This is a genomic window from Streptomyces sp. WMMC940, assembly GCF_027460265.1.
GTDB lineage: Bacteria > Actinomycetota > Actinomycetes > Streptomycetales > Streptomycetaceae > Streptomyces.
Genome location: NZ_JAPZBC010000001.1, coordinates 61,622 through 86,970, shown reverse-complemented (window position 1 = coordinate 86,970; position 25,349 = coordinate 61,622). Strand labels below are relative to the sequence as shown.

The 25,349-nt window shown below is 68.5% G+C and carries 23 protein-coding genes and 13 pseudogenes; 23 read left to right on the top strand and 13 right to left on the bottom strand.

Annotated features, from left to right (window positions below):
- The first annotated feature begins 24 nt into the window (after positions 1-24).
- The gene (locus O7595_RS00455) at positions 25-834 is read left to right on the top strand and encodes an ABC transporter ATP-binding protein (RefSeq protein WP_269726729.1); all 810 of its coding nucleotides are present in this window, start codon (positions 25-27) and stop codon (positions 832-834) included.
- A complete protein-coding gene (locus O7595_RS00450) occupies positions 821-1,777 on the top strand; it encodes an ABC transporter permease (RefSeq protein ID WP_269726728.1) in 957 nt (318 codons plus the stop codon). Before O7595_RS00455 ends, O7595_RS00450 begins: the two co-directional genes overlap by 14 nt.
- Positions 1,778-1,864: 87 nt before the next feature.
- Here O7595_RS00450 and O7595_RS00445 read toward each other — a convergent pair.
- Positions 1,865-2,086: pseudogene (locus tag O7595_RS00445) on the bottom strand (MurR/RpiR family transcriptional regulator); the annotation flags it as partial.
- Between O7595_RS00445 and O7595_RS33760 the strand changes: the two are divergent.
- Positions 2,083-2,272: pseudogene (locus tag O7595_RS33760) on the top strand (MurR/RpiR family transcriptional regulator); the annotation flags it as partial. The pseudogenes O7595_RS00445 and O7595_RS33760 overlap by 4 nt on opposite strands.
- Entirely contained in the window at positions 2,249-2,668 is a 420-nt protein-coding gene (locus tag O7595_RS33600) for a hypothetical protein (protein WP_443071877.1), read from the top strand. The pseudogene O7595_RS33760 and the gene O7595_RS33600, both read left to right, overlap by 24 nt.
- 155 nt (positions 2,669-2,823) lie before the next feature.
- On the opposite strand, the pseudogene O7595_RS00430 reads toward O7595_RS33600, so the two are convergent.
- Positions 2,824-3,642: pseudogene (locus tag O7595_RS00430) on the bottom strand (IS5 family transposase).
- Between the two features lie 184 nt (positions 3,643-3,826).
- On the opposite strand from O7595_RS00430, the pseudogene O7595_RS00425 reads away from it, so the two are divergent.
- From O7595_RS00425 to O7595_RS00415, 3 genes and pseudogenes are all read left to right on the top strand, one after another.
- Positions 3,827-3,988, top strand: a pseudogene (locus O7595_RS00425) (IS5/IS1182 family transposase); the annotation flags it as partial.
- Between the two features lie 111 nt (positions 3,989-4,099).
- Positions 4,100-5,326, top strand: coding sequence for an IS256 family transposase (locus O7595_RS00420; RefSeq protein ID WP_269726693.1), 1,227 nt, complete (start codon positions 4,100-4,102; stop codon positions 5,324-5,326).
- Between the two features lie 5 nt (positions 5,327-5,331).
- Positions 5,332-5,937, top strand: a pseudogene (locus O7595_RS00415) (transposase family protein); the annotation flags it as partial.
- 277 nt (positions 5,938-6,214) lie between these two features.
- Here the strand turns inward: O7595_RS00415 and O7595_RS00410 are convergent.
- Positions 6,215-7,171 carry a GlxA family transcriptional regulator gene (locus tag O7595_RS00410; RefSeq protein WP_269726726.1) on the bottom strand — a complete coding sequence of 319 codons (957 nt, stop codon included), beginning with the start codon at positions 7,169-7,171 and terminating at the stop codon, positions 6,215-6,217.
- A gap of 97 nt (positions 7,172-7,268) precedes the next feature.
- On the opposite strand from O7595_RS00410, the gene O7595_RS00405 reads away from it, so the two are divergent.
- The gene (locus tag O7595_RS00405; protein WP_269726725.1) at positions 7,269-7,970 is read left to right on the top strand and encodes an HD domain-containing protein; all 702 of its coding nucleotides are present in this window, start codon (positions 7,269-7,271) and stop codon (positions 7,968-7,970) included.
- Between the two features lie 187 nt (positions 7,971-8,157).
- Here the strand turns inward: O7595_RS00405 and O7595_RS00400 are convergent.
- Both O7595_RS00400 and O7595_RS00395 read right to left on the bottom strand, forming a co-directional pair.
- Positions 8,158-8,448: pseudogene (locus O7595_RS00400) on the bottom strand (integrase core domain-containing protein); the annotation flags it as partial.
- A gap of 7 nt (positions 8,449-8,455) precedes the next feature.
- Positions 8,456-8,764, bottom strand: a pseudogene (locus tag O7595_RS00395) (IS30 family transposase); the annotation flags it as partial.
- Between O7595_RS00395 and O7595_RS33755 the strand changes: the two are divergent.
- The 3 genes and pseudogenes from O7595_RS33755 to O7595_RS00380 all read left to right on the top strand — a co-directional run.
- Positions 8,678-9,306 (top strand): annotated as a pseudogene (locus O7595_RS33755) (Tn3 family transposase); the annotation flags it as partial. The pseudogenes O7595_RS00395 and O7595_RS33755 overlap by 87 nt on opposite strands.
- The gene (locus O7595_RS00385; protein WP_443071800.1) at positions 9,307-10,047 is read left to right on the top strand and encodes a TetR/AcrR family transcriptional regulator; all 741 of its coding nucleotides are present in this window, start codon (positions 9,307-9,309) and stop codon (positions 10,045-10,047) included. It abuts the pseudogene before it with no gap.
- Between the two features lie 391 nt (positions 10,048-10,438).
- The gene (locus tag O7595_RS00380) at positions 10,439-10,630 is read left to right on the top strand and encodes a hypothetical protein (RefSeq protein ID WP_269726722.1); all 192 of its coding nucleotides are present in this window, start codon (positions 10,439-10,441) and stop codon (positions 10,628-10,630) included.
- An 85-nt stretch (positions 10,631-10,715) separates the two neighbouring features.
- Here the strand turns inward: O7595_RS00380 and O7595_RS33595 are convergent, their stop codons facing one another.
- Complete coding sequence (locus tag O7595_RS33595) at positions 10,716-10,949, bottom strand: DUF3179 domain-containing (seleno)protein (protein WP_332328340.1); 234 nt, start codon at positions 10,947-10,949, stop codon at positions 10,716-10,718.
- 121 nt (positions 10,950-11,070) lie between these two features.
- Positions 11,071-11,488: pseudogene (locus O7595_RS33750) on the bottom strand (DUF3179 domain-containing (seleno)protein); the annotation flags it as partial.
- A gap of 307 nt (positions 11,489-11,795) precedes the next feature.
- Between O7595_RS33750 and O7595_RS00370 the strand changes: the two are divergent.
- From O7595_RS00370 to O7595_RS00330, 9 genes are all read left to right on the top strand, one after another.
- Entirely contained in the window at positions 11,796-12,254 is a 459-nt protein-coding gene (locus O7595_RS00370; RefSeq protein WP_269726721.1) for a MauE/DoxX family redox-associated membrane protein, read from the top strand.
- Positions 12,235-12,546: a hypothetical protein gene (locus O7595_RS00365; protein ID WP_269726720.1), complete on the top strand. Its 312-nt coding sequence runs from the start codon at positions 12,235-12,237 to the stop codon at positions 12,544-12,546. The genes O7595_RS00370 and O7595_RS00365 overlap by 20 nt, the downstream gene beginning before the upstream one ends.
- A gap of 30 nt (positions 12,547-12,576) precedes the next feature.
- The gene (locus O7595_RS00360) at positions 12,577-14,145 is read left to right on the top strand and encodes a radical SAM protein (RefSeq protein ID WP_269726719.1); all 1,569 of its coding nucleotides are present in this window, start codon (positions 12,577-12,579) and stop codon (positions 14,143-14,145) included.
- The gene (locus O7595_RS00355) at positions 14,142-14,933 is read left to right on the top strand and encodes a class I SAM-dependent methyltransferase (RefSeq protein WP_269726718.1); all 792 of its coding nucleotides are present in this window, start codon (positions 14,142-14,144) and stop codon (positions 14,931-14,933) included. The genes O7595_RS00360 and O7595_RS00355 overlap by 4 nt, the downstream gene beginning before the upstream one ends.
- A gap of 115 nt (positions 14,934-15,048) precedes the next feature.
- On the top strand, positions 15,049-15,534 hold the full coding sequence (locus O7595_RS00350; RefSeq protein WP_269726717.1) for a hypothetical protein: 486 nt from the start codon (positions 15,049-15,051) through the stop codon (positions 15,532-15,534).
- Between the two features lie 191 nt (positions 15,535-15,725).
- Entirely contained in the window at positions 15,726-16,442 is a 717-nt protein-coding gene (locus O7595_RS00345; RefSeq protein WP_269726716.1) for a Crp/Fnr family transcriptional regulator, read from the top strand.
- A gap of 99 nt (positions 16,443-16,541) precedes the next feature.
- On the top strand, positions 16,542-17,135 hold the full coding sequence (locus O7595_RS00340) for a redoxin domain-containing protein (RefSeq protein ID WP_269726715.1): 594 nt from the start codon (positions 16,542-16,544) through the stop codon (positions 17,133-17,135).
- A 6-nt stretch (positions 17,136-17,141) separates the two neighbouring features.
- A complete protein-coding gene (locus tag O7595_RS00335; RefSeq protein ID WP_269726714.1) occupies positions 17,142-18,026 on the top strand; it encodes a cytochrome c biogenesis CcdA family protein in 885 nt (294 codons plus the stop codon).
- A gap of 83 nt (positions 18,027-18,109) precedes the next feature.
- Positions 18,110-18,751 (top strand): carbonic anhydrase, encoded by a 642-nt coding sequence (locus O7595_RS00330; protein WP_269726713.1) that lies wholly within the window; start codon positions 18,110-18,112, stop codon positions 18,749-18,751.
- Between the two features lie 7 nt (positions 18,752-18,758).
- On the opposite strand, the pseudogene O7595_RS00325 reads toward O7595_RS00330, so the two are convergent.
- The 3 pseudogenes from O7595_RS00325 to O7595_RS00315 form a co-directional block, all read right to left on the bottom strand.
- A pseudogene (locus tag O7595_RS00325) lies at positions 18,759-18,950 on the bottom strand (L-threonylcarbamoyladenylate synthase); the annotation flags it as partial.
- A gap of 35 nt (positions 18,951-18,985) precedes the next feature.
- A pseudogene (locus O7595_RS00320) lies at positions 18,986-19,141 on the bottom strand (IS110 family transposase); the annotation flags it as partial.
- Between the two features lie 484 nt (positions 19,142-19,625).
- Positions 19,626-20,576, bottom strand: a pseudogene (locus O7595_RS00315) (TerC family protein); the annotation flags it as partial.
- Positions 20,577-21,402: 826 nt separating this feature from the next.
- Between O7595_RS00315 and O7595_RS33745 the strand changes: the two are divergent.
- Positions 21,403-21,543 (top strand): annotated as a pseudogene (locus O7595_RS33745) (helicase associated domain-containing protein); the annotation flags it as partial.
- Between the two features lie 123 nt (positions 21,544-21,666).
- Here O7595_RS33745 and O7595_RS00305 read toward each other — a convergent pair.
- On the bottom strand, positions 21,667-21,870 hold the full coding sequence (locus tag O7595_RS00305; protein ID WP_269726712.1) for a hypothetical protein: 204 nt from the start codon (positions 21,868-21,870) through the stop codon (positions 21,667-21,669).
- 93 nt (positions 21,871-21,963) lie between these two features.
- Here O7595_RS00305 and O7595_RS00300 point away from each other — a divergent pair, with 93 nt between their 5' ends.
- Positions 21,964-22,251, top strand: a complete 288-nt coding sequence (locus O7595_RS00300) for a transposase (RefSeq protein ID WP_269726684.1) — start codon at positions 21,964-21,966, stop codon at positions 22,249-22,251.
- Positions 22,239-23,159: an IS3 family transposase gene (locus O7595_RS00295; RefSeq protein WP_269726683.1), complete on the top strand. Its 921-nt coding sequence runs from the start codon at positions 22,239-22,241 to the stop codon at positions 23,157-23,159. The genes O7595_RS00300 and O7595_RS00295 overlap by 13 nt, the downstream gene beginning before the upstream one ends.
- Here the strand turns inward: O7595_RS00295 and O7595_RS00290 are convergent.
- Both O7595_RS00290 and O7595_RS00285 read right to left on the bottom strand, forming a co-directional pair.
- Positions 23,137-23,607, bottom strand: coding sequence for a YunG family protein (locus O7595_RS00290; RefSeq protein WP_269726711.1), 471 nt, complete (start codon positions 23,605-23,607; stop codon positions 23,137-23,139). The genes O7595_RS00295 and O7595_RS00290 overlap by 23 nt on opposite strands.
- A 977-nt stretch (positions 23,608-24,584) precedes the next feature.
- Complete coding sequence (locus O7595_RS00285; RefSeq protein ID WP_269726710.1) at positions 24,585-25,214, bottom strand: ABC transporter permease; 630 nt, start codon at positions 25,212-25,214, stop codon at positions 24,585-24,587.
- Positions 25,215-25,349 lie beyond the last annotated feature (135 nt).

Here is a 25,349-nt window from a genome sequence, read left to right as displayed (position 1 = left end):
AGCGACCCCCAGGAGGTGACGATCATGGCCATCACGACCACCACCGAGGCCGCCGCCGGAGCCGACCGGTTCGCCGGCAGCACGGCGGCCCCCGCCGCCCGCCTCGAGCACGTCTCGAAGTCCTTCGCCGGACCCGCCGGGCGGCAGCTCGTCCTCGACGACATCACCCTCGATGTCGGCCGGGGCGAGTTCGTCACCCTCCTGGGGGCCTCCGGCTGCGGTAAGTCCACTCTGCTCAACCTGGTCGCCGGACTCGACCGCCCGACCTCGGGCACCATCGAGACCCCCGGCGGCCGGCCCGCCCTGATGTTCCAGGAACACGCCCTGCTGCCCTGGCTCACGGCGGGACGCAACATCGAACTCGCCCTCAAACTCCGCGGTGTGCCCAAGGCCGAACGCCGTCAGGAGGCCGAACGCCTCCTCGAACTGGTCCGCCTCGGCGGCGCCCACCGCAAGCGGGTCCACGAACTGTCCGGCGGCATGCGCCAGCGCGTCGCCCTGGCCCGCGCCCTGGCCCAGGACAGCGACCTCCTGCTGATGGACGAGCCGTTCGCCGCCCTGGACGCCATCACCCGGGACGTCCTCCACGACGAGCTGACCCGGATCTGGAACGAGACCTCCCTCTCCGTCCTGTTCGTCACCCACAACGTGCGCGAAGCCGTCCGCCTCGCCCAGCGCGTGGTCCTGCTCTCCTCCCGCCCGGGCCGCGTCGCCCGTGAATGGACCGTCGGCATCCACCAGCCGCGCCGTATCGAGGACACCGCCGTCGCGGAGCTGTCCGTCGAGATCACCGAGGAACTGCGTGGGGAGATCCGCCGCCATGGCCAGCACTGACACGACCGACCCGGCCGTGACCAAGGCCGGGACCGGGACCGGCGGCCCCGCGTCCGGGAATCCGTCCGCGAAGGGCGCCTCACCCGCCGACGACCTCGCGGGCCTGGAGGCCGGGCTCGACGCCCTCGACACCGTCCAGAACACCCGCACACCACTGCGCCAGATCCTGCTGCAGAAGATCCTGCCCCCGGTCACCGCCGTGATCCTGGTGCTGGCGGTCTGGCAACTCCTGGTCACCGCCGAGGCCACCGACAGCTACAAACTCCCGCCGCCGTCCGCCGTCTGGGACAGCCTCACCACCATGTGGGCACAGGGCACCCTCCTGGAAGTCGTCTGGACGAGCGTGTCCCGCGGACTGCTCGGCTTCCTCCTCGCCCTCGCCATCGGCACCCCTCTCGGACTCCTCGTCGCCCGCGTGAAGTTCGTGCGCGCCGCGATCGGCCCGATCCTCTCCGGACTCCAGTCCCTGCCCTCGGTGGCCTGGATCCCACCGGCCGTGCTTTGGTTCGGCCTCAACGACACCATGATGTTCACCGTCATCCTCCTCGGCGCCGTCCCCTCCATCGCCAACGGCCTGGTGTCCGGCATCGACCACGTCCCACCTCTGTTCCTCCGCGCCGGCCGCACCATGGGCGCCACCGGACTCCGCGGCGCCCGGCACATCGTGATGCCCGCCGCCCTGCCCGGCTACCTCTCCGGCCTCAAACAGGGGTGGGCCTTCTCCTGGCGCTCCCTCATGGCCGCCGAGATCATCGCCTCCTCCCCCGACCTCGGCCTGGGCCTGGGCCAACTACTGGAGAACGGCCGCAACAACTTCGACATACCCGGCATCTTCCTCGCCATCCTCCTCATCCTCACCGTCGGCATCGCCATCGACCTCCTGATCTTCAGCCCGCTGGAGCGATGGGTCCTCCGCAGCCGCGGCCTCCTCGTCAAGGGCTGACAACCGCAGGCGCCCACCGTCGTGCGTGAGCCGGTGCCCCTCGAAGAGCGCTTGCAGCTGTGCGGCCGGGCTGTCGCTCATCTTCCCGGCCCGCACGGCCTGCCGGTACTCGTTGGGCGTGTCCTCGTCGGGCACGGCGGCCTCCGGCGGGGCGACCTCGCGCAGATGCCGGCGCAGCGCCGGATAGCCGTCGAAGCCGAGGTCGACGGCGAACCGGGTCACGGACGGCTGGCTGACCCCGGCCAGCTCCACACTCGACAGGAAGGGCACGTCACCCGCCCTGCGGACCATGCTGTGCGCGATGCCTCGAGAACCTCCGGCACCTCGCGGCGATGCTCGCCGAACCCGAGCCGGTGGAGCGGGCCGGCCGGCTGCTCGCCGCCTCCCGGCCGCTGCCCGTCCTCGGGCTGCGCGCCGCCTCCTCGCAGGCGCGCGGTTTGGCGTACTTCGCCGCCAAGGTGCACCCCGGATGTGCGGCTGCTGGACGAGGGCGGCTACGACCGGAAGTTGTTCAAGCACTGGAACGGCGGGGTGCAGGCCGATGACGGGTGCGATACCCGGGAGGAGCTGATGCTCGCCGAGGCGGTGAAACAGCCCGAGCGGGGGGATGGCTGCAAGCTGTCGGGGGGTGAGTGGGTCTCCTACTACGACGTTGATCACATGGTTCCCTTGGAGGAGTCGTGGTCCTCCGGGGCGTGGCAGTGGACGGCCGATCAGCGCGAGGCGTACGCCAACGACCTCGCCGCCGAGCGGTCACTGGTAGCCGTCACGGCTGGCTTCGTGCACTTCAAAGGGTTCTGGCTCGCTTTCCGTTTGCGCCGTGAGGCGCTGTTGGTTCGAGTGGGGGTGGAAGACCTGCACCAACCCGCTGTCGCAGCAGTGGGGTTGTAGCTGAGGGCAGCCTGATCCGGGTGATGCCGGGGAGGGCGAGAGCGGCCCTGACAACGCCGGGACGTGTCCAGTACTGCCAGATGGGGCGGGTCCGGCAAGCGTGGTGGAGAGGAGTACGCGAGGAACCGGCGTTTTACGTCTCTTAAGACCGTGTCCTATGTGGTGAGGCGGATGAGTCGTTTGTAGCAGCAGAGGGCGGCGGCGAGGCCGAGGAAGGCCAGGTAGTTGCGGGGATGGCGCTCGTAGCGGTGGTTGAGTCTGCGGTAGCCGGTGAGCCAGGACATGGTGCGTTCGATGACCCAGCGACGTCGGCCGAGTCGTTCGCTGGACTCGATGCCTTTGCGGGCGATCCGGACTGCGATGCGCTTGCCGCGTAACCATTTCCGCAGTTCAGGTATGTCGTATGCCTTGTCGGCGTGCAGTTTTCGGGGCTTGTAGTGCCAGCCGCGGTGGGGGTCGTGTCTCGATAGGAGACCGGCCACCATGGGCTTCAGTCCGAGACTGTCGTGCGTGTTGGCTGCGGAGACGCCGACGATGAGGGGCAGTCCGTGTCCGTCCGACAGGACGTGCATCTTGGAACCCGCCTTGCCCCGGTCCACGGGGCTCGGACCTGTGAGTTCGCCCCCTTTTTGGCCCGCACGTGGGCAGAGTCGAGGACCGTGCGGGACAGGTCCAGCAGGCCGCACTCGTCGATCCTGTCGAGGACCGCTTCGTGCAACCGTCCCCAGACGCCGGCCCTGGACCAGATCATGAACCGACGATGAGCGGTGGACTTGGAGATGCCGAAGCACGGCGGCAGAGCCCGCCAGGCACAGCCGCTGACCAATACGTAGACGATCGCAGCGAACAGCGTCTCGTCTGGTGTGTCCTGCGTCCCCGCCGCCCTGCGGCCGTACCTTCGACAACGGGATCAGCGGCTTCGCGATCTCCCACAACCCGTCCGGAACAATCCAACTCCACGTACCCCGCCCCATGAACCATCCAACGAGCCGTCACCACATAGGACACGGTCTTATGGGGGTCGACACCGAGCAATATCACGGGACAGTGAGCCCTTTCCAACTTGCGGCAACAGCGAGCCAGTTGGGGTGACAACGTGGTGAAGCCCCTGGTAGATGGGTTTTCGACCAAGAGAACCGTCTCCACCAGAGGCTTCGCATGCTTGTCTACCCTTCGGGCGTCGACGTGTCCAGCTCTGCCCTGCGCTTCCTGTCCGCCCGTCTGCGGCAGCACCGTCGCGCGATCGGCTCCCGCTGGAGGCGTCTGAACCCCGGCCGCCAGGCCCTGCTCGCACTCGCCCACCTGCGGATGGGAAACACGTAGATGGTGTCCCGCCGAGTGGTGTAGCAGCGATCTCCGCATAGCCCCTGGTCATGAGGCGGCCATCGCGCAACTCTCCGAGTAGCGAAGCTCGTTGAGAGAGGTGACACGATGGCCTTGTCCCAGCATGACTTACTTCGGCTGATGGAGTCACTGCGTACGGCGGACGGAATCGAGTTGATCAGGGTCCTGGCCCAGCGGATCCTGCAGGAACTCATCGAGGCCGAGGCCACCGCCCACATCGGCGCGGAGCCCGGCGAGCACGCCGACACCCGTACGACCTGGCGCAACGGTCACCGCGACAAAGTACTGACCACGCAGGCCGGGGACCTGGACCTGGCCATCCCCAAGGTCCGCACCGGCAGCTTCTTCCCCAGCCTGCTGGAACGCCGTCGCCGCATCGACCAGGCCCTCTACGCCGTCATCGTCGAGGCATACGTCCACGGAGTGTCCACCCGCAGCGTCGACGACCTGGTCAGGGCACTGGGTGCTGACAGCGGCATCTCCAAGAGCGAGGTGTCCCGGCTCTGCACCGGGCTGGACGCCGAACTCACCGTCTTCCGCACCCGGCCGCTGGATCACACCCGTTTCCCCTACATCTACCTGGACGCGACGTACTGCAAGGCCCGCGTGAACCATCAGATCGTGTCCCAGGCCGTAGTCATCGCCACCGGCATCACCGAGGACGGCGGACGCGAAGTGCTGGGCCTGATGGTCGGGGACAGCGAGACCGAGGCGTTCTGGAGCGAGTTCCTGCGCTCCCTGCGCGAGCGCGGTCTGTCCGGGGTCCGCCTGGTCATCGCCGACCACCACAGCGGTCTGGTCAAGGCCGTGCGCAAGGTCATGCTCGGCGCCGGCTACCAAAGGTGCCGCGTTCATTTCCTGCGCAACGTCTTCGCGGTGATCCCGAAGGATTCCGCGGAGATGGTGGCGGCCACCATCCGCACGGTCTTCGCCCAGCCCGACGCCGCAGCCGTCCGGGCCCAGCTCGACACCGTCGCCGACATGCTCGGCCGCCAGTTCCCCAAGGTCAGGTCCATGCTCCTGGAAGCGAAGGAGGACTTGACCGCGTTCGCGGACTTCCCTGATCGGCACTGGAAGAAGATCCAGTCGACCAATCCGCTGGAGCGGATCAACCGCGAGATCAAACGCCGGACCGACGTCGTGCAGATCTTCCCCAACCCCGACGCCCTCGAACGCCTCACCACCGCCGTGCTCATCGAGATGCACGACGAGTGGATCGCCTTCCCCCGCCGCTACCTCCCCGAAGGCAGTATGGACAAAATCTACCCCAACAACGATCAGATCGGTCCGGCTACACCACCACAGGGGACATGACCAACACGTATGCCCAGCTCGCGGCCGGATTCGGTATCGGAACCACGACCGCCTATCGGTATGCCACCGAGGCTGTCGAACTCCTGGCAGGCCTCGCGCCCACCCTGGCCGACGCGATCCGGGTCGCGTCGACGAAGGCGTTCGTAATCCTCGACGGCACACTCCTGCCGACCGACCGCATCGCCGCGGACCCGCCCTTCTACTCCGGGAAACACAAGAAACACGGGATGAACCTGCAGGTCCTCACGGATCCCTTCGGCCGGCTGCTGTGGGCCTCGCCGGCACTGCCCGGCGCCGTCCACGATGTCCGCGCGGCCCGCGAGCACGGCATCGTCGACACCCTTGCCGCAGCCGACATCAAGTGCTGGGCGGACAAGGCATATCGGGGCGCCGGCGGGAACGTTCGAACCCCCTACTGGGGCCGCTGGGAAACCCTTTCCACCGGCCAGCAGGCCGTCAACCGGTCCCACGCGAAGATTCGCGCACTCGTCGAGCAGGCCATGGCCACCCTCAAATCCTGGCGGCTCCTCCGCAGGCTCCGGTGCTCGACCACCCGCGTCACCAGCCTCGTCCGGGCCGTCCTCGCCCTGCATCTGGCCAGCTCAGAGTGAGGATGGAAAAGGCTCAGTGTTCCTCACGGTCGGACGACAGGGCATCCACGGCCGACACGCCGACTTCTGGAACCAACTGGCCGGGACACGCCTCTGTTGAGTCAGACCGCGGACGGACACCGGACCGGCGACATACCCCGGGAGAGCCAGCCCTTGAGGGCGGCAGACGGTTCACGAGTCACCCGGCACGGTGTCCTACGGCACGCTACGAGCGGCCAACCCGACCGCGTCCCGCTACCCCCATACAAGTCGGCGGTTCACTTGTTCGCGTTGGGCGTCACCGTGCTTGGAACGCAGTGCGGTACGCGTGCGGTGACGTGCCTGCCACGCGGGCGAAATGGTGTCGCAGCGTCACTGCGGAGCCGAATCCGCTCGCGTCGGCGATGCGCTCGACCGGGAGGTCGGTCGTCTCCAGGAGTTGCTGGGCGCGGCGGACGCGAGCGCGCAGCAGCCACTGCTTCGGCGTGGTGCCCGTCTGCGCGCGGAAGTGCCGGTTGAGGCTGCGCACGCTCATCGCCGCGTGACCCGCGATATCTGCCAGTGTGAGCGGGCGGTGCAGGTTGCCGGCCATCCAGTGCAGTGTCGGGCCCAGCAGGGTGGTGCCGGTCGCCGCAGTCTGGGACGGCTCGATGAACTGGGCCTGCCCACCGTCGCGTTGCAACGGCATCACGGTGCGGCGTGCGGTAGCCGCCGCACAGTCCGCGCCCAGGTCGCGGTGGACCAGGTGCAAGCACAGGTCCAGCGCTGCGGCGACGCCGGCCGACGTGATCAGGTCGCCGTTGTCGACGAACAGGACACCGCTGTCCACGGCCACGCGCGGATGGCGGCGGGTGAGTTCGTCCGCGTACTGCCAGTGGGTGGTGGCCTTGTGCCCGTCGAGTAGACCGGTGGCGGCGAGTGTGAACGCGCCGACGCACACCGAGGCCATGCGGGCGCCGCGGGCTGCCGCGTCGCGCAGGGCCGTCACCACGGGGCCGGGCGGAGGGTCGAGGAAACCGGCGTGGGCGGGGACGATGACGGTGTCCGCCTCCGTGAGGGCGTCCAGCCGGTACGGCACCTGGATCTGAAACGCTCCGTGTTCCGGTGAGGTGGTGACGGTCGGGTGGGGGGCACACACCCGCAGCTGGTAGTGCCGGGTGGCGGCGACCTCGTTGGCCGTGCCGAAGACCTGGCCGGGTACGGACAGCTCGAAGGGCAGGACGCCGTCGAGAGCGAGGATGGCGATGACCGTCATGGCTAGAAGTTAGCGCATGCTGGCATTCCAGCCACTGTTCCCGGGGGCTGGAGCTGCCGCAGGATCGGAGCAACCCCGATCTGCTGAGGAGCCCACTGTGGACCTTTCCCTCCCCGACCCGTGTGCGGACTTCGACCTGCCGCGTACCGAGCTGACCTCACGTGCGCTGCGGTTCGTCGCGGACGCCGAGCCCGGCTTCCTGTACCGGCACAGCGTGCGCAGCTATCTGTTCGCCCGCACCCTGGCCGACCTGCAGGGACTGCGGCCCGGCGCCGACTACGACGACGAGGTGGTGTTCCTGGGCTGCGTCCTGCACGATCTGGGCCTGTGCGAGCAGGGCAACGGAGGCCAGCGGTTCGAGGTGGACGGGGCCGACCTGGCCGCCCGGTTCCTGCGGGAACACGGGGCAGACGAGGCGCGGGTCGCGGTGGTGTGGGACGCCATCGCGCTGCACACATCGGACGGGATCGCGCACCGCAAGGGTCCGGAAGTCGCGCTGACCCAGGCAGGCGCCGCCGTTGACGTGCTGGGACGCGGCGGGGAGCAACTGCCGCCAGGCTTCGCGGACCGTGTCCACGCCGCATTCCCCCGGGACGACCTGGCCTATGCGATCACCGACGCGATCGTCGCGCAGGCCCTGGAGAACCCGGCCAAGGCCAGCCCTTTGAGCTTCCCCGGCCAGGTACTGCGCCGCCATCTGCCGGAAGGCACACTGCCCGACTGGCACGACCTGATCGCCCACTCAGCATGGGGTGACCAGCCTGCGGGGAAAGCGGCGGGTGCCGGGACAACCCCATGACGCCGTCTCCGGGATGGACACGTGTGAGCCCAGGGGCCACTCACTCAAGATCGATCACGAGTAGCTGTTACTCAAGTGCCTGACCAACTCCCGTGTTCGAATAGACTCGCTGGTTGCCGTCTTCGATGCGATCGCTTCGTCGTCTTGGCTCGGGCGGGTCTGATGCTGGTTCGGGTGACAGGTTGAGTCACGCGGCCTGGAGGGCCGGTGTGGTCATGACGGTCTCGAATTCGACGGGGGTCAGTCGGCCGAGTGCGGCTTGCCGGCGACGGCGGTGGTAGGTCCGCTCGATCCAGGTCACGATGGCGATCCGTAGTTCCTCGCAGGTGGCTCACTTCCTGCGGTCGAGGACGTTCTTCTGCAGCAGGCTGAAGAAGGACTCCATGGCCGCGTTGTCGCCGGCTGCCCCGACCCTCCCTATCGATCCGTCCATCCGGTGGCGGTCGAGCGCCCGGACGAACTTCCGGGACCTGAATTGACCGTATTCAACCGGTCGTTGCAACACCAGCTTGTTGAAGCAACTGTAGCTGCTCGTTGAACGCCTCGGCGGGTGTCTTCCAACCGAGCGTCTTGCGGGGTCTGCTGTTGAGAGTGTGAGCGACGGCCTCGACTTCCTCGGCGGACCATCTCGAGAGATCGGTGCCTTTCGGGAAGTACTGGCGCAAGAGCCCGTTGGTGTTCTCGTTCGTGCCACGCTGCCACGGACTATGCGGATCGGCGGAGAAATCGGGAATGCCTGTCTCGACTCTGAACTGCGCATGGGCCGACATCTCCTTGCCGCGATCCCAGGTCAGCGGCAAGATTCTGCGAACCCGCGCGCTTTCCCGTGCGGGGTGTGGGAGGCCGTCTACATCATCGAGGGTCTGCTCAAGAACTCCTCCGAGGTGAAGCCGACCACCGTGCACGCGGACACCCAGGGGCAGTCCCAGCCGGTGTTCGCGCTCGCGCACCTCCTGGGCTTCGACCTCATGCCCAAATCAGGAACTGGAAGGGCCTGACCTTCTACCGGCCGGCCAAGACCAGCGAGTACGTGCACATCGACGCCCTGTTCGGCGAGGTGGGGAAGAACGTCATCGACTGGGACCTGATCGAGTCCCAGTTCCGGCACCTGATGAAGGTCGCCGTCTCCGTACGGGAGGGAGCGATCTCCTCGTCCACGCTGCTCAAGCGGCTGCGCTCGGGCTCCAAGAAGAACGCCACCTACGCCGCCTTCCGCGAGGTCGGCCGCGTGATCCGCACCGTGCAACTACTGCGGTACCTCTCCGATCCGGCGCTTCGCCGGCGGGTGACCGCGGCGACGAACAAGACCGAAACGTTCAACGGCTTCTCGCAGCGGATCGGCTTCGGCAACCGAGGGGTCATCGCGGACAACGACCCGGTCGAGCAGGAGAAGGCACAACGCCCTGGACATCGCGGAGATCGTCCGGCAGCTGTTGGAGGAAGACTGGGAGATCGAGCCGGAGGACCTGGCCCGCATCTCGCCGTACCTGACCGAGCACATCAACCGGTTCGGCGAGTACTCCACACACGAGCTCGGCGTCCAGCCCGACGCGTACGACCCGAAACTGGACGTCGACTTCACCCCAGCTCCGCGATCGCCCAGCCCACCGGCCGCTTCCAGCCCCCGGATGTCCGCCGCCGCCAGATCCTCGACGCCACGTCCGCCCTGCTCCTGGACGACGGCTACGAGGCCCTGACGATCAGCAAGGTCGCCGCCCGCGCCGGGGTCGCCAAAGGCACGGTCTACCTCTACTTCGACTCCAAACAGGAACTCCTGGCCGCCCTCCAGGCCGAGATGTGGGACCGCATGCTCCAGCGGCCCGCCGCCCTCCTGGAACGGCCCGGCCTGACCTGGACCGAACGTCTCGACGGACTCGTCGCCGCCTGGATCGCCGCCGAACAGAACCACCACGAGCTCTACCATCAGCTCTTCCACGAACCCGGCGGCGCCACCGGCGAGGAACCCGCCACCGCCGCCCGCGACCTGCTCGTCACCCTCCTCACGGAAGGCCACGTGGCGGGTGAGTTCGACGTGCCCGACCCCGAACTCACCGCGGACTTCCTCGCCCACGCCTAACCGGCCCCTGCCACCACACCCAGACCGACACCGACGTCACCGGAGCCGTCCAAGCCCTCTTCCGCCGCGTCGTCGCCGCTCACCCACCGAGCGACCCAGCCCCCTGATCACCTCTAGTGAATGCAGTCACGCTCCGTGCTCTCAGAAGCGGTTCTGCGACATGCCAGAGCCCCCCCGAACCGGCCACCATCATCGAACAGTTCGACTGCCCCACCTGTGAGGTGCCCGCCGGAAGCACCTGCCGCACCCGCGGCGGCAAGGTCGCCCCCAAGTACCACACCCCCCGCTTCATGCACCCCCGCCGACCGCGGCCCCGGCCGCGCGTGGGAGCTGGGCCCGGAGATCGACGCCGCCGCGCCCGAGGCCACCACGAAGCCCACGAAGGTGGGGTATGCCCGGTGCAGTACCGCCCAGCAGGGCGGACGATATGGCCGACTACGCCCGCAGCCTGCGAGCCAACGGCGTCCCCGTCCCCGAGATCGCTCGCAAACTCGTCATCACCTCGGGCAAGAACCAGGGCAAGCGCCCCTCGGTCGCCACCGTCTACCGCATCCTCGCCGAGGACACCGACAGCGCCGAGTGATCCCGATGCCCGTCAAAAGCTTCAAGATCAACTCATTGCCCCTTTGACCCGCATCTCGATACCCCGAGTGCGGTCAGCAGCCTGCTCATGTCCGCACCTGGCCGCCTGGATAGAACGCGTACCAGGCGAACCACATGGCGTCCAGACAGTCCGCCGGCTCCCACCGCTCACCCTCTTGCTGGAAGACGTGGGCGGTGCCGAGCTGGTCGTCCCAGCGGGCCTCCACTCGTGTGCCGCCTACCTCGGCGCGCACGGTCCGGTGCGTGCGGACGAGGTCCTTGTCGATGGCGAGGCGCTCCTTGCCAACGCGGACGCCGATGACGACGTCCTTGTCGGCGAGCCGGTCGCTGGAGGCGAGTACGGGGAAGATCGGCCGGCCCTTGGCGCAGCGCCCCGGTGTCCGTGGACAGCACCTCGGTGTCGGGGTGCGCGGTCCGCCACTGCTTCCACGTCGTCCACACCAGCGGGACGGTGTCCAGCTTCGTGCCCTTGAGCGGGCCGCTGACCCTGTCCGAGCAGTTGCGGCCACTGCGATCCGGTCTGCCGGTCGTACATCAGCAGGTTGGAGTTGACGAGCTTGCCGGTGGTACCGAACGTCAGGTCCTGGACGCCGGGCAGGGCGGAGAAGGCGATGACCGTGCCGGTCAGCGGGCAGTAGGTGACCGCGCGGGGTTCGCCGCCGACGGTGTCGTTGACGATCTCGTGCCACACCAGCACCAGCTGCGGATAGGCCCTCACCTCACCTTGGTACTCCAGGCCGAAGACCGGATCGTCGTCGAGGAAGCCGGCCTTGCTCGCAGGGATGAACCGGGGCTTGTCGATGGAGGGGATGCCGTCCTTGCCGGGCCCGCCGGACACGGCGGGCCCGGCGAGCGCCTCCAGTGACGGGTCCTGGCCCGGCTGTACGGCCGTCACCGGGTCGGAGGGCCCGTCTGAGGCCAGTTTCCCGCCGAGGATCTCCCCGCCCGCGAGCACCAGGCTGATGGCGCAGACCACGGCCCGCCTGTCGCCGCGACGGGCGAGGGGGTTTCCGATCGTACTGGCCGGTCACCTGGCACCTCCCGAACCCGATGGGATTCGTACTGCCGATCGTGCCCTGTGTCGGGCGGCGCTTCGGTGAGCGCGCTTACAGTTCTCGCCCTCCTTGGCGGCCTACGGTCGGATCATGGTGCTGCGGATCGTGCTCGGGACGGTGTACACGGCGATGGCGATCGGCCAGCTCGCCTCCCTCGGGCACATGCCCGGGATTCTGGCCGCGTACGGGCTGGTGGACGGCGCCGGGGCGACCGCGCTGGCCGTGGCACTGATCGCGGGCGAGCTGGTGGCTGGCGTCTGCTTCCTGGCCCGCCCTCGCTCGAAGGCCCTGGCGCCGGTGTGGGTGTACACGGGTGTATCGGTGGTGTGGACGGTGCTGGCCGCGCAGGCGTTCGCGCGGGGGCTAGCGGTGGACAACTGCGGCTGCTTCGGCCTCTACCTCACGCAGCGGCTGAGCTGGTTCGTTCTCGTCCAGGACGCCCTGACCCTGCTCTACGCGGGCATCCTGATCCACTCCGCCCGCCGGTCGCCCGCCCCGCTGCCCTCCGACGAGGGGGAGGAGACGAGCCGTGAAGTCCGCATCCCGTGAACGGTCCGGTCTCGGCGGCTTCGCGACCGTCGTAGGTGCCGGGCTGCTGATGGTGGTGTGCTGCGCGGGTCCGCTGCTCGTGGCCGGCGGAGCAATGGGCGCCGTCGGAGGGGCCCTGGCCAACCCGTGGCTGATCACCGTCGGCGCGGTCGTGCTGCTCGCCGGCGCCGGCTACGCCCTGCGCTGCCGAGCGCGTCGCCGCCTGGGCGCCGGGCCGGAGGAGTGCTGCATGACCGTCCCGGCCAGCCCCCAGCCACACGAAGAAGTCGATCCGGGCGGCGACGTCCGCTGAACCAATCCCCCATGGAAGAGGAGTTCTGCGATGACCCAGGCACCGGCGCCGAGGCGCAAGGCGGACCGGGACGAGGTGTTCGTGGAGTTCACCAAGTCGATCTGTCCGCTGTGCAAGACACCCATCGACGCGCAGGTCAACATCCGCGCGGAAAAGGTGTATCTGCGCAAACGCTGCCGTGAGCACGGCGAGTTCGAGGCGCTGGTGTACGGGGACGCGGAGGAGTACCTGTCCTCGGCGCGGTTCAACAAGCCCGGCACGATCCCCCTGACCTTCCAGACCGAGGTGAAGGACGGCTGCCCGTCCGACTGCGGGCTGTGCCCGGAGCACAAGCAGCACGCCTGCCTGGGCGTCATCGAGGTGAATACCGGCTGCAACCTTGACTGCCCGATCTGCTTCGCCGACTCCGGGCACCAGAGCGACGGCTACTCGATCACCCTTGAGCAGTGCGAGCGGATGCTCGACGCCTTCGTCGCCTCCGAGGGCGAGCCGGAGGTGGTGATGTTCTCCGGCGGCGAGCCCACCATCCACAAGCACATCCTCGACTTCATCGACCTCGCCCAGGCTCGCCCGATCAAGAACGTCAACCTCAACACCAACGGCATCCGCCTGGCCACCGACAAGAACTTCGTGGCCGAGCTCGGCAAACGCAACCAGGTCCCCGGCAGGTCGGTGAACGTCTACCTCCAGTTCGACGGCTTCGACGAGCGCACCCATCTGGAGATCCGCGGCCGGGACCTGCGCACGTTCAAGCAGCGGGCGCTGGACAACTGCGCCGAGGCCGGGCTGACCGTCACCCTAGTCGCGGCCGTGGAGCGCGGCCTGAATGAGCACGAGCTCGGAGCGATCATCGAGTACGGCATCGACCACCCCGCCGTACGGTCCGTGGCCTTCCAGCCGGTCACCCACTCCGGACGGCACGTGGAGTTCGACCCGTTGGAGAGGCTCACCAACCCGGACGTCATCCGGCTGATCAACGCACAACGGCCCCCCTGGTTCCGGAAGGGCGACTTCTTCCCCGTACCGTGCTGCTTCCCCACCTGCCGCTCCATCACCTACCTCCTGGTGGACGGCGAACCGGGCAACCGCACCGTCGTGCCCGTCCCGCGGCTGCTGAACGTGGAGGACTATCTCGATTACGTCACCAACCGCGTCATGCCCGATGCCGGCATCCGCGAGGCCCTGGAGAAACTGTGGTCGGCCTCCGCGTTCATGGGGACCGAGACGACCGAGGACAAGCTCCGCGCGACCGCCGAGGCTCTGGACTGCGCGGACGCCTGCGGCATCGACCTGCCGGAGGCGGTGAAGCAGTTGAACGACAAGGCGTTCATGATCGTCGTGCAGGACTTCCAGGACCCCTACACCCTCAACGTCAAGCAGCTGATGAAGTGCTGCGTCGAGGAGATCACCCCCGACGGCCGGCTCATCCCGTTCTGCGCCTACAACTCCGTCGGCTACCGCGAACAGGTCCGCGCCGAGATGTCCGGCGTCCCCGTCGCTCCGGTGGCCCCGAACGCGCTGCCCCTCGAGGGACGGCTGACGACGACCCCGTACGGCTCGAAGACCACCCGCATTGGGAGCGAGGAGCGCCGGCCGTGAACCACGAGGAGATCAAGTCCTGCTGCGCGGACGCGTACTCGAAGGACATCGTCGCGATGCTGCTCGGGGACTCCTACCATCCCGGCGGCACCGCGCTGACCCGCCGCCTCGCCGACCGGCTCGCGCTCACTCCCGGCCTGCGGGTCCTCGACGTCGCATCAGGCCGCGGCACCACCGCGCTCCTGCTCGCGGATGTCTACGGAGTCAGGGCCGACGGCGTCAACTACGCACCGGCCAACACCGCCCTCGCCCAGGGAGCCGCCGAAGCCGCAGGGCTCACCGACCGGGCCGCCTTCACCACCGGCGACGCCGAGCATCTCCCTTACGACGACGGCATCTTCGACGCGGTGGTGTCCGAGTGCGCGCTGTGCACCTTTCCCGACAAGCCCAGGGCAGCAGCCGAAGTCGCCCGCGTGCTGAAACCCGGCGGAAGCCTCGGCCTCACCGACGTCACCGCCGACACCGACCGCCTCCGGCCCGAACTGCGCGGGCTGACCGCCCGCATCGCCTGCATCGCCGACGCCCGCCCGCTCGACGACTACGCCGAGCTCCTCGCCGCTGCCGGGCTGCGCACCCTCACCACGGAGCGGCACGACGAGGCGATGATTCGCATGATCGACCAGATCCAGGCCCGCCTCGACCTGCTCCGTATCACCGCCCCGACCCGCCTCGCCGACGCGGGCGTCGACGTGGGCGCGGCCCCGGCCGTGCTGGACGCTGCCCGCGCCGCCGTCACCGACGGCGTTCTCGGCTACGCCCTGCTGACCGCCGTGAAGCCATCGCCCTGACGGCCCGGCGGTCTACCGCCGGGTACGTAAGCGCCCTCACATACCTGCATGTGCCCTGCGTCCTAGCGTCAGCGACGAGAGAGGAAACTCAGTCGCACATAGGAGGGCGATCACCATGGCCACTACCGTGCAGGCATCTCCCAAGACGGCCGCTATCCCGGTGTACGCGGTGTGGGGCGCCGCGGCCGGGCTGGTCGGCGGCATCGGGATGGGCATCTGGATGTCGGTGTCCCGGCCGATGATGGACACGGCGATGATCACCATGGTCGCGGGGCTCCTGGGCTCCACCAACGCCTTCGCCGGCTGGCTGATCCACCTCGGGATCGCCACCTTCGCCGGCGTCGCCTTCGGCGTCGTCCTGGGTCGGTTCGCCCAGCGCATCGCCCCCGCGATCGTCCTCGGACTCGTCTACGGCGCCGTGTGGTGGACGGTCGGCGCTCTGTGGATCATGCCTGCCAACATGGGCATGCCTGTCTTCGCCTGGAACGATGTCACCGCCTCCAGCCTCGGCGCCCACCTTGTCTTCGGGCTCCTGGCAGGAACGACGTTCGCGTCCATCGCCCAGGCGGCGGGCAGGCACGGCGGCCCGGCCCGCCGATGAACCGCGAGGCTGCCGCGTCCACCCCCAGCAAACCCACGGCCCTACCGCCGGGCGCGGCACCGCGCCGCATGGCCGTCGACGGAGGTGCGGTGCCCTACTGTCTGGCCAGCAGCGCCGAGGCGCTGGCCAGCCCGGCGTGGGGCGTAGCCCCACCGCCATGGGCACCGGGAAGACGCGAGGAGACGCACCACATGAACCACGCCGTATCGGACGACTACGCCGAGCGGACCTGGTGCCTGGCCGAGGTCGACATCTTCTGCGACCTCTCCGAGCAGGAGATGGAAGCCATCGCCGCCGCGGCACCGATGAAGACCTACCACGCGGGCGAGATCCTCTACTCGCCCACCCAGCCCTCCGAAGTCCTGTTCATCCTGAAAAAGGGCCGGGTTCGCATCTTCCGTGTCTCCGCCGACGGACGGGCGCTCACGACCGCGATCATCTCCCCGGGCACGATCTTCGGCGAGATGGTCCTGCTCGGACAGCACATGTACGACAACTACGCCGAAGCACTCGACGACACCGTCGTCTGCGTCATGAGCCGCGCCGACGTGCACAAATTCCTCTTGTCGGACGCCCGGATCGCCGCCCGGATCACCGCGATCCTCGGCCGCCGGCTGTCCGACCTCGAACAGCGATTGTCCGACAGCGTCTTCAAGACCGTCGCCCAGCGCGTGGCGACCACCCTGGTCACGTTGAGCACCGCCCAGCCGCCGGGCAGTCCGCTGCTGCCAGGCGGACGCCACCCGCAGATCGCCCTCACCCACGAGCAGCTCGCGGCGCTCGCCGGTACCTCCCGCGAGACCTGCACCAAAGTGCTGCGCGGTCTTGCCGACGACGGGATGCTCCGGCTCGCCCGCGGGCGTATCACCGTGCTCGACCGAGAGCGGCTCCAGGACTCAGCGGGCTGATCCGCGTATGCGTCACCGAACCGTAAGGCCATCAGCACCCCCACGACCCGAGGAAGCGGTCTACTCTCCCCTCCGGTCCCCGACATACAGGAGTCATCAATGCGTCCCCGCACCGTCATTCCGGCCACCGTCGCCGCTGCGCTGCTCGCTCTCACCGGGTGCGGTGCGAACGGCGGCTCGGATTCCGCCGGTGACGCGGGGGCAGTCTCCCCGTCGACGGCATCGTCCCCCGCCCAGCCTTCCGCCGGCTCGGACGGGAGCGGTACCGGGGCGGGCGGGGCCAAGGTGCCCGCGGCGCTGGACTTCACTGCCACCACGGTGGACGGCAAGCCGTTCGACGCGAGGACGCTCGCGGGCAAGCCGACCGTCCTGTGGTTCTGGGCACCGTGGTGCCCCAAGTGCAAGGCCCAGGCGGCCGAGACGGCCAAGGTCGCCGCGGACAACGCAGGCAAGGCGAACGTCGTCGGCGTCGCCGGCCTCGACAAGAACGCCGCGATGAAGGACTTCGTCTCCGCCACGGGCACCGGCTCCTTCCCGCAGCTCTCGGATGAGAAGGGTGAGGTGTGGAAGCGGTTCAAGGTCACCGAGCAGAGCCGGTACGTGATCCTCGACAAGGACGGCACCACCGTCTATGAAGGCGTGCTGCCGGCCGGCAAGGGTCTGGCCGACAAGGTCGCCGGGCTCACCGGCTGAACCGCCATGTCCGACCTGCCTCTCGCCCTCGCACTCGGCGCCGGGATGCTCGCCGCCGTCAACCCCTGTGGCTTCGCCCTGCTCCCCGCCTACCTCTCGCTCCTCGTCCTCGGCGACGACACCCCCAGCCGCACCGCCGCCGTCGGCCGGGCCCTGGCCGCAACTGCCGCGATCACTCTCGGATTCGCCGCTCTCTTCGGTGTGTTCGGCCTGGCGATCCAGCCGGTCGCGGGGCAGGTGCAGCAGCACCTGCCCTGGTTCACCATCGCCTTCGGCGTTCTCATAGCCACCGCGGGCGGATGGCTGCTCGCCGGCCGCCAGCTGCCGACCCTTACACCGAAGCTCCGGCGGGCACCGAAGGTGACCCGCTCCCTGCCCTCGATGGCACTGTTCGGCATGGCGTACGCCACGGCCTCCCTGGGCTGCACCATCGCCCCCTTCCTCGCCATCGTCGTCTCCGCCTTCCGCACCGGCTCCACCGGCGAAGGCGTCGCCCTGTTCACCGCCTACGCCGCCGGCATGGGCCTGATCGTCGGCGCCGCCTCCCTGACCGTCGCCCTCACCCGCACCACCGCCGTCACCCGACTGCGCCGCCTCGGCGCGATCGCACCCCGCCTCGGCGGCGGCCTGCTCCTCCTGGTCGGCGCCTACGTCGGCTACTACGGCTGGTACGAGATCCGGCTCCAAGACGCCCCGTCCATGACTGACCCGGTCATCGACGCGGCCGGCACCCTCCAACGCGCCATCGCGGACGGCGTGGATGCCCTCGGTCCAGCCTCCATCGCCATCCTCGTCGTGCTCCTGTTCATCGCGGCACTGTTGATCCGCCGCCGAGCGCGCCACACCGACCTCTCCGACACCGGACCACAGCGCACCCCGGAAGTCCGATGAGGACCCAGGTGGCCCTGGCACCAAGACACTCCGGGCAAGAGGCCGCTCGAGCGTCCCGCGCGTGCGGGACGTAATCTGCGGCCATGACCGACGCCCAGACTCCGACGCCCCGTGAAGCCTTCGAGACGCTCCTGGCCGGCAACCAGCGCTTCGTCGCCGGCTCACCGGACCACCCGAACCAGGACGCTGCCCGCCGCACCGAGGTCGTCCCCGCCCAGAACCCATTCGCGGTGATCTTCGGATGCTCCGACTCCCGGCTGGCCGCTGAGATCATCTTCGACCGCGGGCTGGGCGACCTGTTCGTGGTGCGCACTGCAGGGCACGTCATGGGGCCGGAAGTGCTCGGCAGCATCGAGTACGCGGTCAGCGTCCTCGGATCGCCGCTGGTCGTCGTGCTCGGCCACGACGCCTGCGGCGCGGTCGCGGCCACCCGCTCCGCCGTCCAGGACGGCACAACAGCCGGAGGCTACGTGCGGGACGTCATCGAACGCGTGACCCCCAGCGTGCTGGCGGCGCGCGCCGCCGGACACACCGAGGACACCGACTTCATCACCGAGCACATCCGGCACACGGTGGACCTGTTGCTGGACCGCTCCCGCATCCTCGCGGACGCCGTCGAAGCCGACGACGCCGCGGTCGTGGGCCTGTCCTATCGGCTCGCCGACGGCATCGCCCAGCTGGTCACCACCCGCGGCCTTGACACGCCCGTCGCCTCCGCGCCATGACGCCTTGTCAGCGTTCCCGCAGTTCCGGCACGACCTTCCGTAGTTGATCCGCGCCGATCGAGCCCGCGCGCAGCAGGAGCGGGGCGTCGCCTGTGATGTCCACGATCGAGGAAGGGACGGCGGCCGGGGTCGGTCCCCCGTCGAGATACACGGCGACCGCCTGTCCGAGCATGTTCTGGGCTGCGTCGCAGTCATGGGGGGGTGCCTCTATGTCCTTCGTCAAGCCCGAGGTGGTCATGCGGCGGCTGCCTCGGGTAGGCGTGACTCGTAGAAGGTGCCGTCGCGGAGCATGGCGAACAGGACGCTGATGCGGTGGCGGGCGAGGCGGAGGAGGGCCTGGGTGTGGGTTTTGCCGCGGGCCCGGCAACGGTCGTAGTAGGTGCGGGAGGATCGCCGCCCAGCAGCTCGAGATCCAACGGCTCCGGGAGGCGCTGGCCTCGCAGTCCAGTATCCGGGCGCTGCCCCGTACTCAGCAGGCATCGCCCCGTACGGATCACGCAGCTGATGCAAGAACGGCGTACGTAGGGATGGCGCTGGCCCCTGGCCGGTGAAACCGTATGAGTCACCGGGAGGTGGGGTGCGGTCTGTGGCGCGGCTTGGGCACGTACTCTGAGCAGTCAGGGTTATGGCATGGCCCCGGCCCCCATACGGGTACGAAGACGCCCAGCGTCTTGTGGCGTGTGATCTCTGCGGTGACGGGCTGCTGACAAGCTGGGCACACATGCGTATCGGTGTCGCGCGCTTCCTTGACCATTTTTTTACGATATGCCCGTACTGGAGAGTCGGGAAGTGGCTGGAGTTGCTCCGGTGCGCCGCCGTCCGACATGGGGTTCTGGCTGGCCCCGGCTTCCGTGCCGGGCGTAAGACCCGGTTCGGGTATGGCTTCGGGGTGCTTGATGGGTCTGGTCAGGCTGAGGACGATCGAGCCAGCCAGCACGAGGACGATCACGGCAAGGCTGACCGGTGAGGGGATCTCCGGGACGCTGGGGCTGATCGTCTTGTGGGATGCCTGGAGGATGAGCTTGATGCCGATGAAGGACAGGATGATCGCGAGGCCCCGGTTGAGGTAGTGGAAGCGGTCGAGCAGGCCGGCGAGCATGAAGTAGAGGGCCCGCAGGCCCAGGATCGCGAAGGCGTTGCTGGTATAGACGATGAAGGCGTCGTCGCTGACGGCGAGGACGGCCGGGACGCTGTCGACGGCGAAGATCAGGTCGGCGGCCTCGATCGCCGTGACGACTGCAAGCAGCGGGGTGGCCACGCGCTTGCCGGCCTCTTTGACGAAGAACTTCGTCCCCGCGTACTCATCCCGCACTGGGATGATCTTGCGCAGCGTGCGTACGGCGAAGCTCTGTCCGGGGTCGAAGCTTTCCTCCTCGTCCTTGAGGAGTTTGTAGGTGCTGTAGAAGAGGACGGCCGCGAAGGCGAACAGCACGGCGGTGAAGCGGCTGACCACGGCCACGCCGAGGGAGAGGAAGATGCCGCGGAAGACCAGTGCCCCGATGACGCCGAAGAACAGCACGCGGTGCTGGTAGGCGCGGGGGACCTTGAAGTAGGAGAAGATCACGGCGAAGACGAAGAGGTTGTCGACCGACAGGCTCTTCTCCAGCAGCCAGGCGGTCGTGTACTCGGTTCCCGCGGTCGTGCCCAGGACGAGGAAGACGACGGCGCCGAAGACGAGCGCGAGACCCACCCACAGTCCGCTCCAGGCGGCGGCTTCCTTGAACCCGATGACGTGCGCGGTTCGGTGCGCCAGAAGGTCGATCGCCAGCGACACGACCACCGTCGCGGCGAACGCCACCCACAGCCAGACCGGGACCTCGAGCACAGCGGCCACTTCCACCACGGCCGGTGCGAGGTGCACCGGCCCTTCTACATGAGTGTGCGGCATTCGGCTCGACGTGGCGCGTCAGTGTACCCGCCGACAGCGCCCTTGCACGCCGGTATGTCCTTCGCCTGTGCTGGCGAGTCAATGAGCGTGGGGATCACGCCCGGGGCCCGGAGTACCGCGCTGTGCGGCCGGGATCAACAGGGAGGGGAGAAGGAGGGCCCTGGCGCGGAGAGGCCGCGCATCCTTCAGCTTGACTCTGTCGGGGATCTTGGAGTTTCCCGGTGCGGCAGCATGGTCAACGGGCATGCTCGGGTAGTTCCGATGACCGATGCAGCTGTCGAGGTGCCCGTTGTCCCTCCGCCCCCGTTCCGGTGAGCGAGTCCCGCCTCTGACTGCGCAGGTCGCGCGGGCGAGCAACCCGGGTGGTACGACGGCGATATGGGTGCGTGTCGCCGGCATCTCTCCTCACCTGCTGGACGGGCTTGTCGATGAGGACTGGGGGCTCCGGCGGAATGGCAGCGGTGCTTCCACCTGGTCCGGATGCACCTGGACGCCGGTGAGGCGCTGCCCACCACGGCGGGCGACGTCGTGCGCCAGGGCGAGGATCTCGGGCGGTGGGTGCAGTCGGTGCGGCTCGGCTGGGACCAGCTCACGACCGTGCAGCAGTGGATGTGCGAGCAGGTCCTCGGGATCGAGCCCGCCAGCGAGGAGGAGAAGCCGCAGCCGCGCCGTACACAGGCTGACAAATGGGCGATGAACTACGAACGCCGCCAAGCAGTTCTACGAGCGCGAGGGGCACCTTCGGGTCCCGAGGAAGCACGTCGAACGGATCGTCGTCGGCGAAGACCAGGAGGAGCGGGAGCACAAGCTGGGGGCCTGGATCGGCAACCAGCGCAGCCGGGCCGCGACCCTGACGCCGGAGCGGATGGAGCTGCTGTCCGCAATCGGGATGCGCTGGACATAACCCCGTACGAACGAACAGCGGCGCCGGGCCAGGGGTCTGTCCGGCCTCGTCCAGGCCTGGGGCCCGCGAGTGTGGGGTGTCCGGCCGCGTTGATCGGCCGGGCACCCCACACTGAACAGATGGTCAGTTGCCGGTGTGGTAGGTGTTGACGAGCGTGGTGGAGGTGTAGGCCCAGGCGCCGGGGTTGGATGCCCAGCCGGCCTGGCCACCGTTGAAGAGGGCGTCGGGCCGGGCGGTCCAGGTCCACATCTTGACGGCGTTGTCGGTCTGGTGGTTCAAGATGGCGAGGTCGTCGCGGCCGTCGCCGTTGTAGTCGCCGGTCGTCATCTGCAGGCGCTTGACGTCCAGGCCGCCGGAGCTGTTGAGGGTGTCCCTCCCCTCGTAGCGTGAAGACCGTGACTGCAGGGGAAGTTGGGAGTCATGGCGGAGAAGCGACGGAAGTTCGATCCGGAGTTCCGTGAGGGGGCCGTACGGATCGTGACGGAGACCGGCAAGACGATCGCCGAGGTCGCCGAAGACCTGGGGATCAACGAGACCACTCTGGCGAGTTGGGTCTCCCGCGCCCGTCGGGCAGGGATCGCACCGGCCGGCGGGAGTGACGAGCTGGAGCGTCTGCGGCGTGAGGTCGCCCAGCTCAAGCGGGAGAAGAAGGAACTGGTCATGGAGCGTGATGTCCTCAAACGCTGCATGGTCCTGTGGGTGAAGTAGCCGTGGCGGACCCGGCGTCCGTCGTCGGGGTGATCAGCGACTTCAGGACCGAGCACGGCATTTCGCACCGTGTCTCCTGCCGCGCTCTGGGCGTGAGCGAGGCATGGTTCTACAAGCACCGCACCCGTCGGCCCACCCGGCGTGAGCTGCGCAGACAGCGTCTGATCGAAGCGGTGAAGGAGGAGTTCGACGACTCCGGCGGCACCTACGGCTCGCCGAAGATCTGGATCAGGCTGGTGAGGCAGGGCTGGCGGGTCTCCGTGAACACCGTCGCGAAGATCATGTCGGAGTTCGGCCTGGTCGCGCGGAAGGTACGAAGACGGCGGGGGCTGACCCGGCCGGGGAAACGGCTGGCCGCCCCGGACTTCGTGCGCCGCGACTTCACCGCCGAGGCGCCCGACCTGGTCTGGTGCGGAGACATGACCGAGATCGACGCCGGCGAGGGCAAGCTCTATCTGGCCACGGTCATAGACCTGTTCTCCCGCCGCCTGCTCGGCTATGCGATGGGCGCCCGCCACGATGCCGACCTGGTCGTCGCTGCCCTCCACATGGCCGCCGCCACCCGCGGCGGGGACGTCCGCGGTGTGATCTTCCACAGCGATCGCGGAAGCGAGTACGGCTCGCGGAAGTTCCGCCGGGCCTGCCGGAAGCTGGGCGTCACCCAGTCCATGGGCCGGGTCGGATCATGTTTCGACAACGCCGTCAGCGAGGCGTTCAACAGCGTGCTGAAGGTCGAGTACGTCCATCGCCGGACCTTCGCCACCCGCACCGAGGCCCGGATCCGGATCGCGACCTGGATCACCGACTTCTACAACGCTCGACGACTACACAGCGTGTGCGGCTGGAAGAGCCCGATCGACTACGAACACGACTACTGGGCCGGCTTCACCGGGGAGCTGGCTGCATAGGAAGGTCTCCACGAAACCGGGGGATTGACAGACAAGACGTATCGCCGGAGATCCTCGACTGCTGCCGGTTGAGCTTGTCCATGACACGATCGCGGAGAAGCTCGTACTCCTCACGAAGTCTGCGCCATTCGGTCACGGGCGGTCGGGGAATGACAACACCCTCGGTGACAGTCTCCTCCGGCCCGAACTGCTCGCGGGTGAGGTCGATCTCAAGGCCCAGGCCCAGGCGGTTCCACCAGTGGTAGTCCACACGCTCGCCGTTGACGTGTACTTCTCCCCGGATCAGCTCACCTCCCAGCAGGTCATTGAGCACCATGGCCGTCACACCGCACTGGTCCCGAGCCGGGTTGTCCGGGCTCCAGCGCGATCGGAACTCAGGCGTGCACGTCTCGGCACTCCAACTGCTGCGAACGGCTCGCTCGATGTCGGTGAGAAGCAACGGTGTCATGCCGGTGATCCTTCCAGCCGACACTGACAACGGCCCGGATCGACGAGCGCCGTCGGCGGACACGATCAAAGCCACCGGGGCCAATCGACTCGTTCACGAGGAGCCTCGAAGATCGCTGTCTGGGGCCAGAAGACTCGTTCCCGTGGGGCCAATTGACTCGTTCGAGGCCAAATCGCGTTGCTCAGGCGGCTGCGAGCGCTTGAAATCGTCCCAAGTGGCACCGGGTCGGTGGTCCCGGTCGACCCACAGCAGCCGGCTGCGTCCGTCGCCTCAGGTCCGGTGTCGTGGAAGTGGGACGTGCCGACGCCGTGGCCGGGCAGTGGCACAGGGGCGGACCACGGGCTGTCGACGGACGCGGCGACGGCGACGAAGTTTCGGACGTCCTTGATAGGCACCGGCGTGCACCATCGAGCGGCTGATGCGCGACGTTGTGCGTCGCGCACGCCGTCCCAGGGCGGTCGCCGTGCGCCGCTCTGCGGAAGCGGACCGGCGCACGGCGACGGCGCTGTGGCAGCGGGCTCCGCCGGCCCGCCACCCGTCCCGGACTGGCTGACACACCATTCCGACGCGGGATCGCGAGGTGGTTCCGGCTCACCGAAAACCTCGACCGGGCCGACATCGCCGCCTCGGTGGGCTCGGTGGGCGACGCGTACGACAGCGCGCTCGTGGAGTCCACGACCGGCCTGTTCAGTACGTAGCTGGAGCAGGCTCGGGCGGCCGTGAGGACGCTCTCGCACATCGAGCTGCCCACCGCCGAGTGGGTCGACGGCCACAACCGCAGCCGTATCCACGGTGGAGTCGGCCACATCCCACTCGTCGAGCACGAAGCAGCACACCAACGAGCAGCCGCCAAACAGCAGGTCGGAACCGCCGACTGGGACCTCCAACGAACCCCGGACGGCTCAGGGCGGATGCAGCCGACCGTCCTGGCGGACCGGTTGACTCGGCCGCCAGGACGCCTTGGGCGAGTGGGGCCGTCAGTGCCGGGAACGCCCTGCATGCTGTGCGAGGCGTCGGCGTTCGAGGGCCCCGGCGAGGGTGTAGGCGCCGCCGCCTGCAACCGCAAGGACCCAGTAGAGGCCGGGGGTACCGAGGAAGAGCGCGGTGCAGGAGGTCAGAGCCAGCCAGACGCCGAGGCCGTAGTGCAGCAGGTTGCGACGTGCGGCGCCTTCGGCGAGGTAGAGCATGCCGACGATGAGGCCGGAACCGGCGGGCCAGAGGACGGACTGCAGTTCCGGCATGTCGAAGGCGGACGTCAGGCCGGTGATGGCGAGGAAGAGGGCGGCGAAGGCGGCGACCCAGGAGGCGCCGAGCAGCTTGTATGAAAGAACGTCCGGCCCGGTGGCTCCGCGCTGGGCTCGCAGGGCGGCGACGGTGGCCTGGGTGATGCCGGTTGCCAGTCCGATGCCGAGGAGTGTGGTGGGCAACCAGCCCGGCAGGCCGAGCAAGGGGCTGTCTCCCTGGGAGATTGCGGCGGCGCCGTGTCCGAACAGATAGGCGAGTCCGAAGCTGACGTAAGCCGCGCGGTTGTCGACCTCGTTCACGAGAGGACTCGGGGTGTCACTGGCGCCCGGGTCAACCGGGGCTTCGGGAGCTGCGATGGCCATGAGGAGCCTTCCAGAGTGGGTTGCGGATGTGTGAGGGGTTCGGGAACGACACGGGCGACTCGTGTCGGTGTGCGCGGCCGGACCGCGCGGGGCGATGACCTGACCCGACAGTGCCGCCCCGAAGGGGTGGTGGCG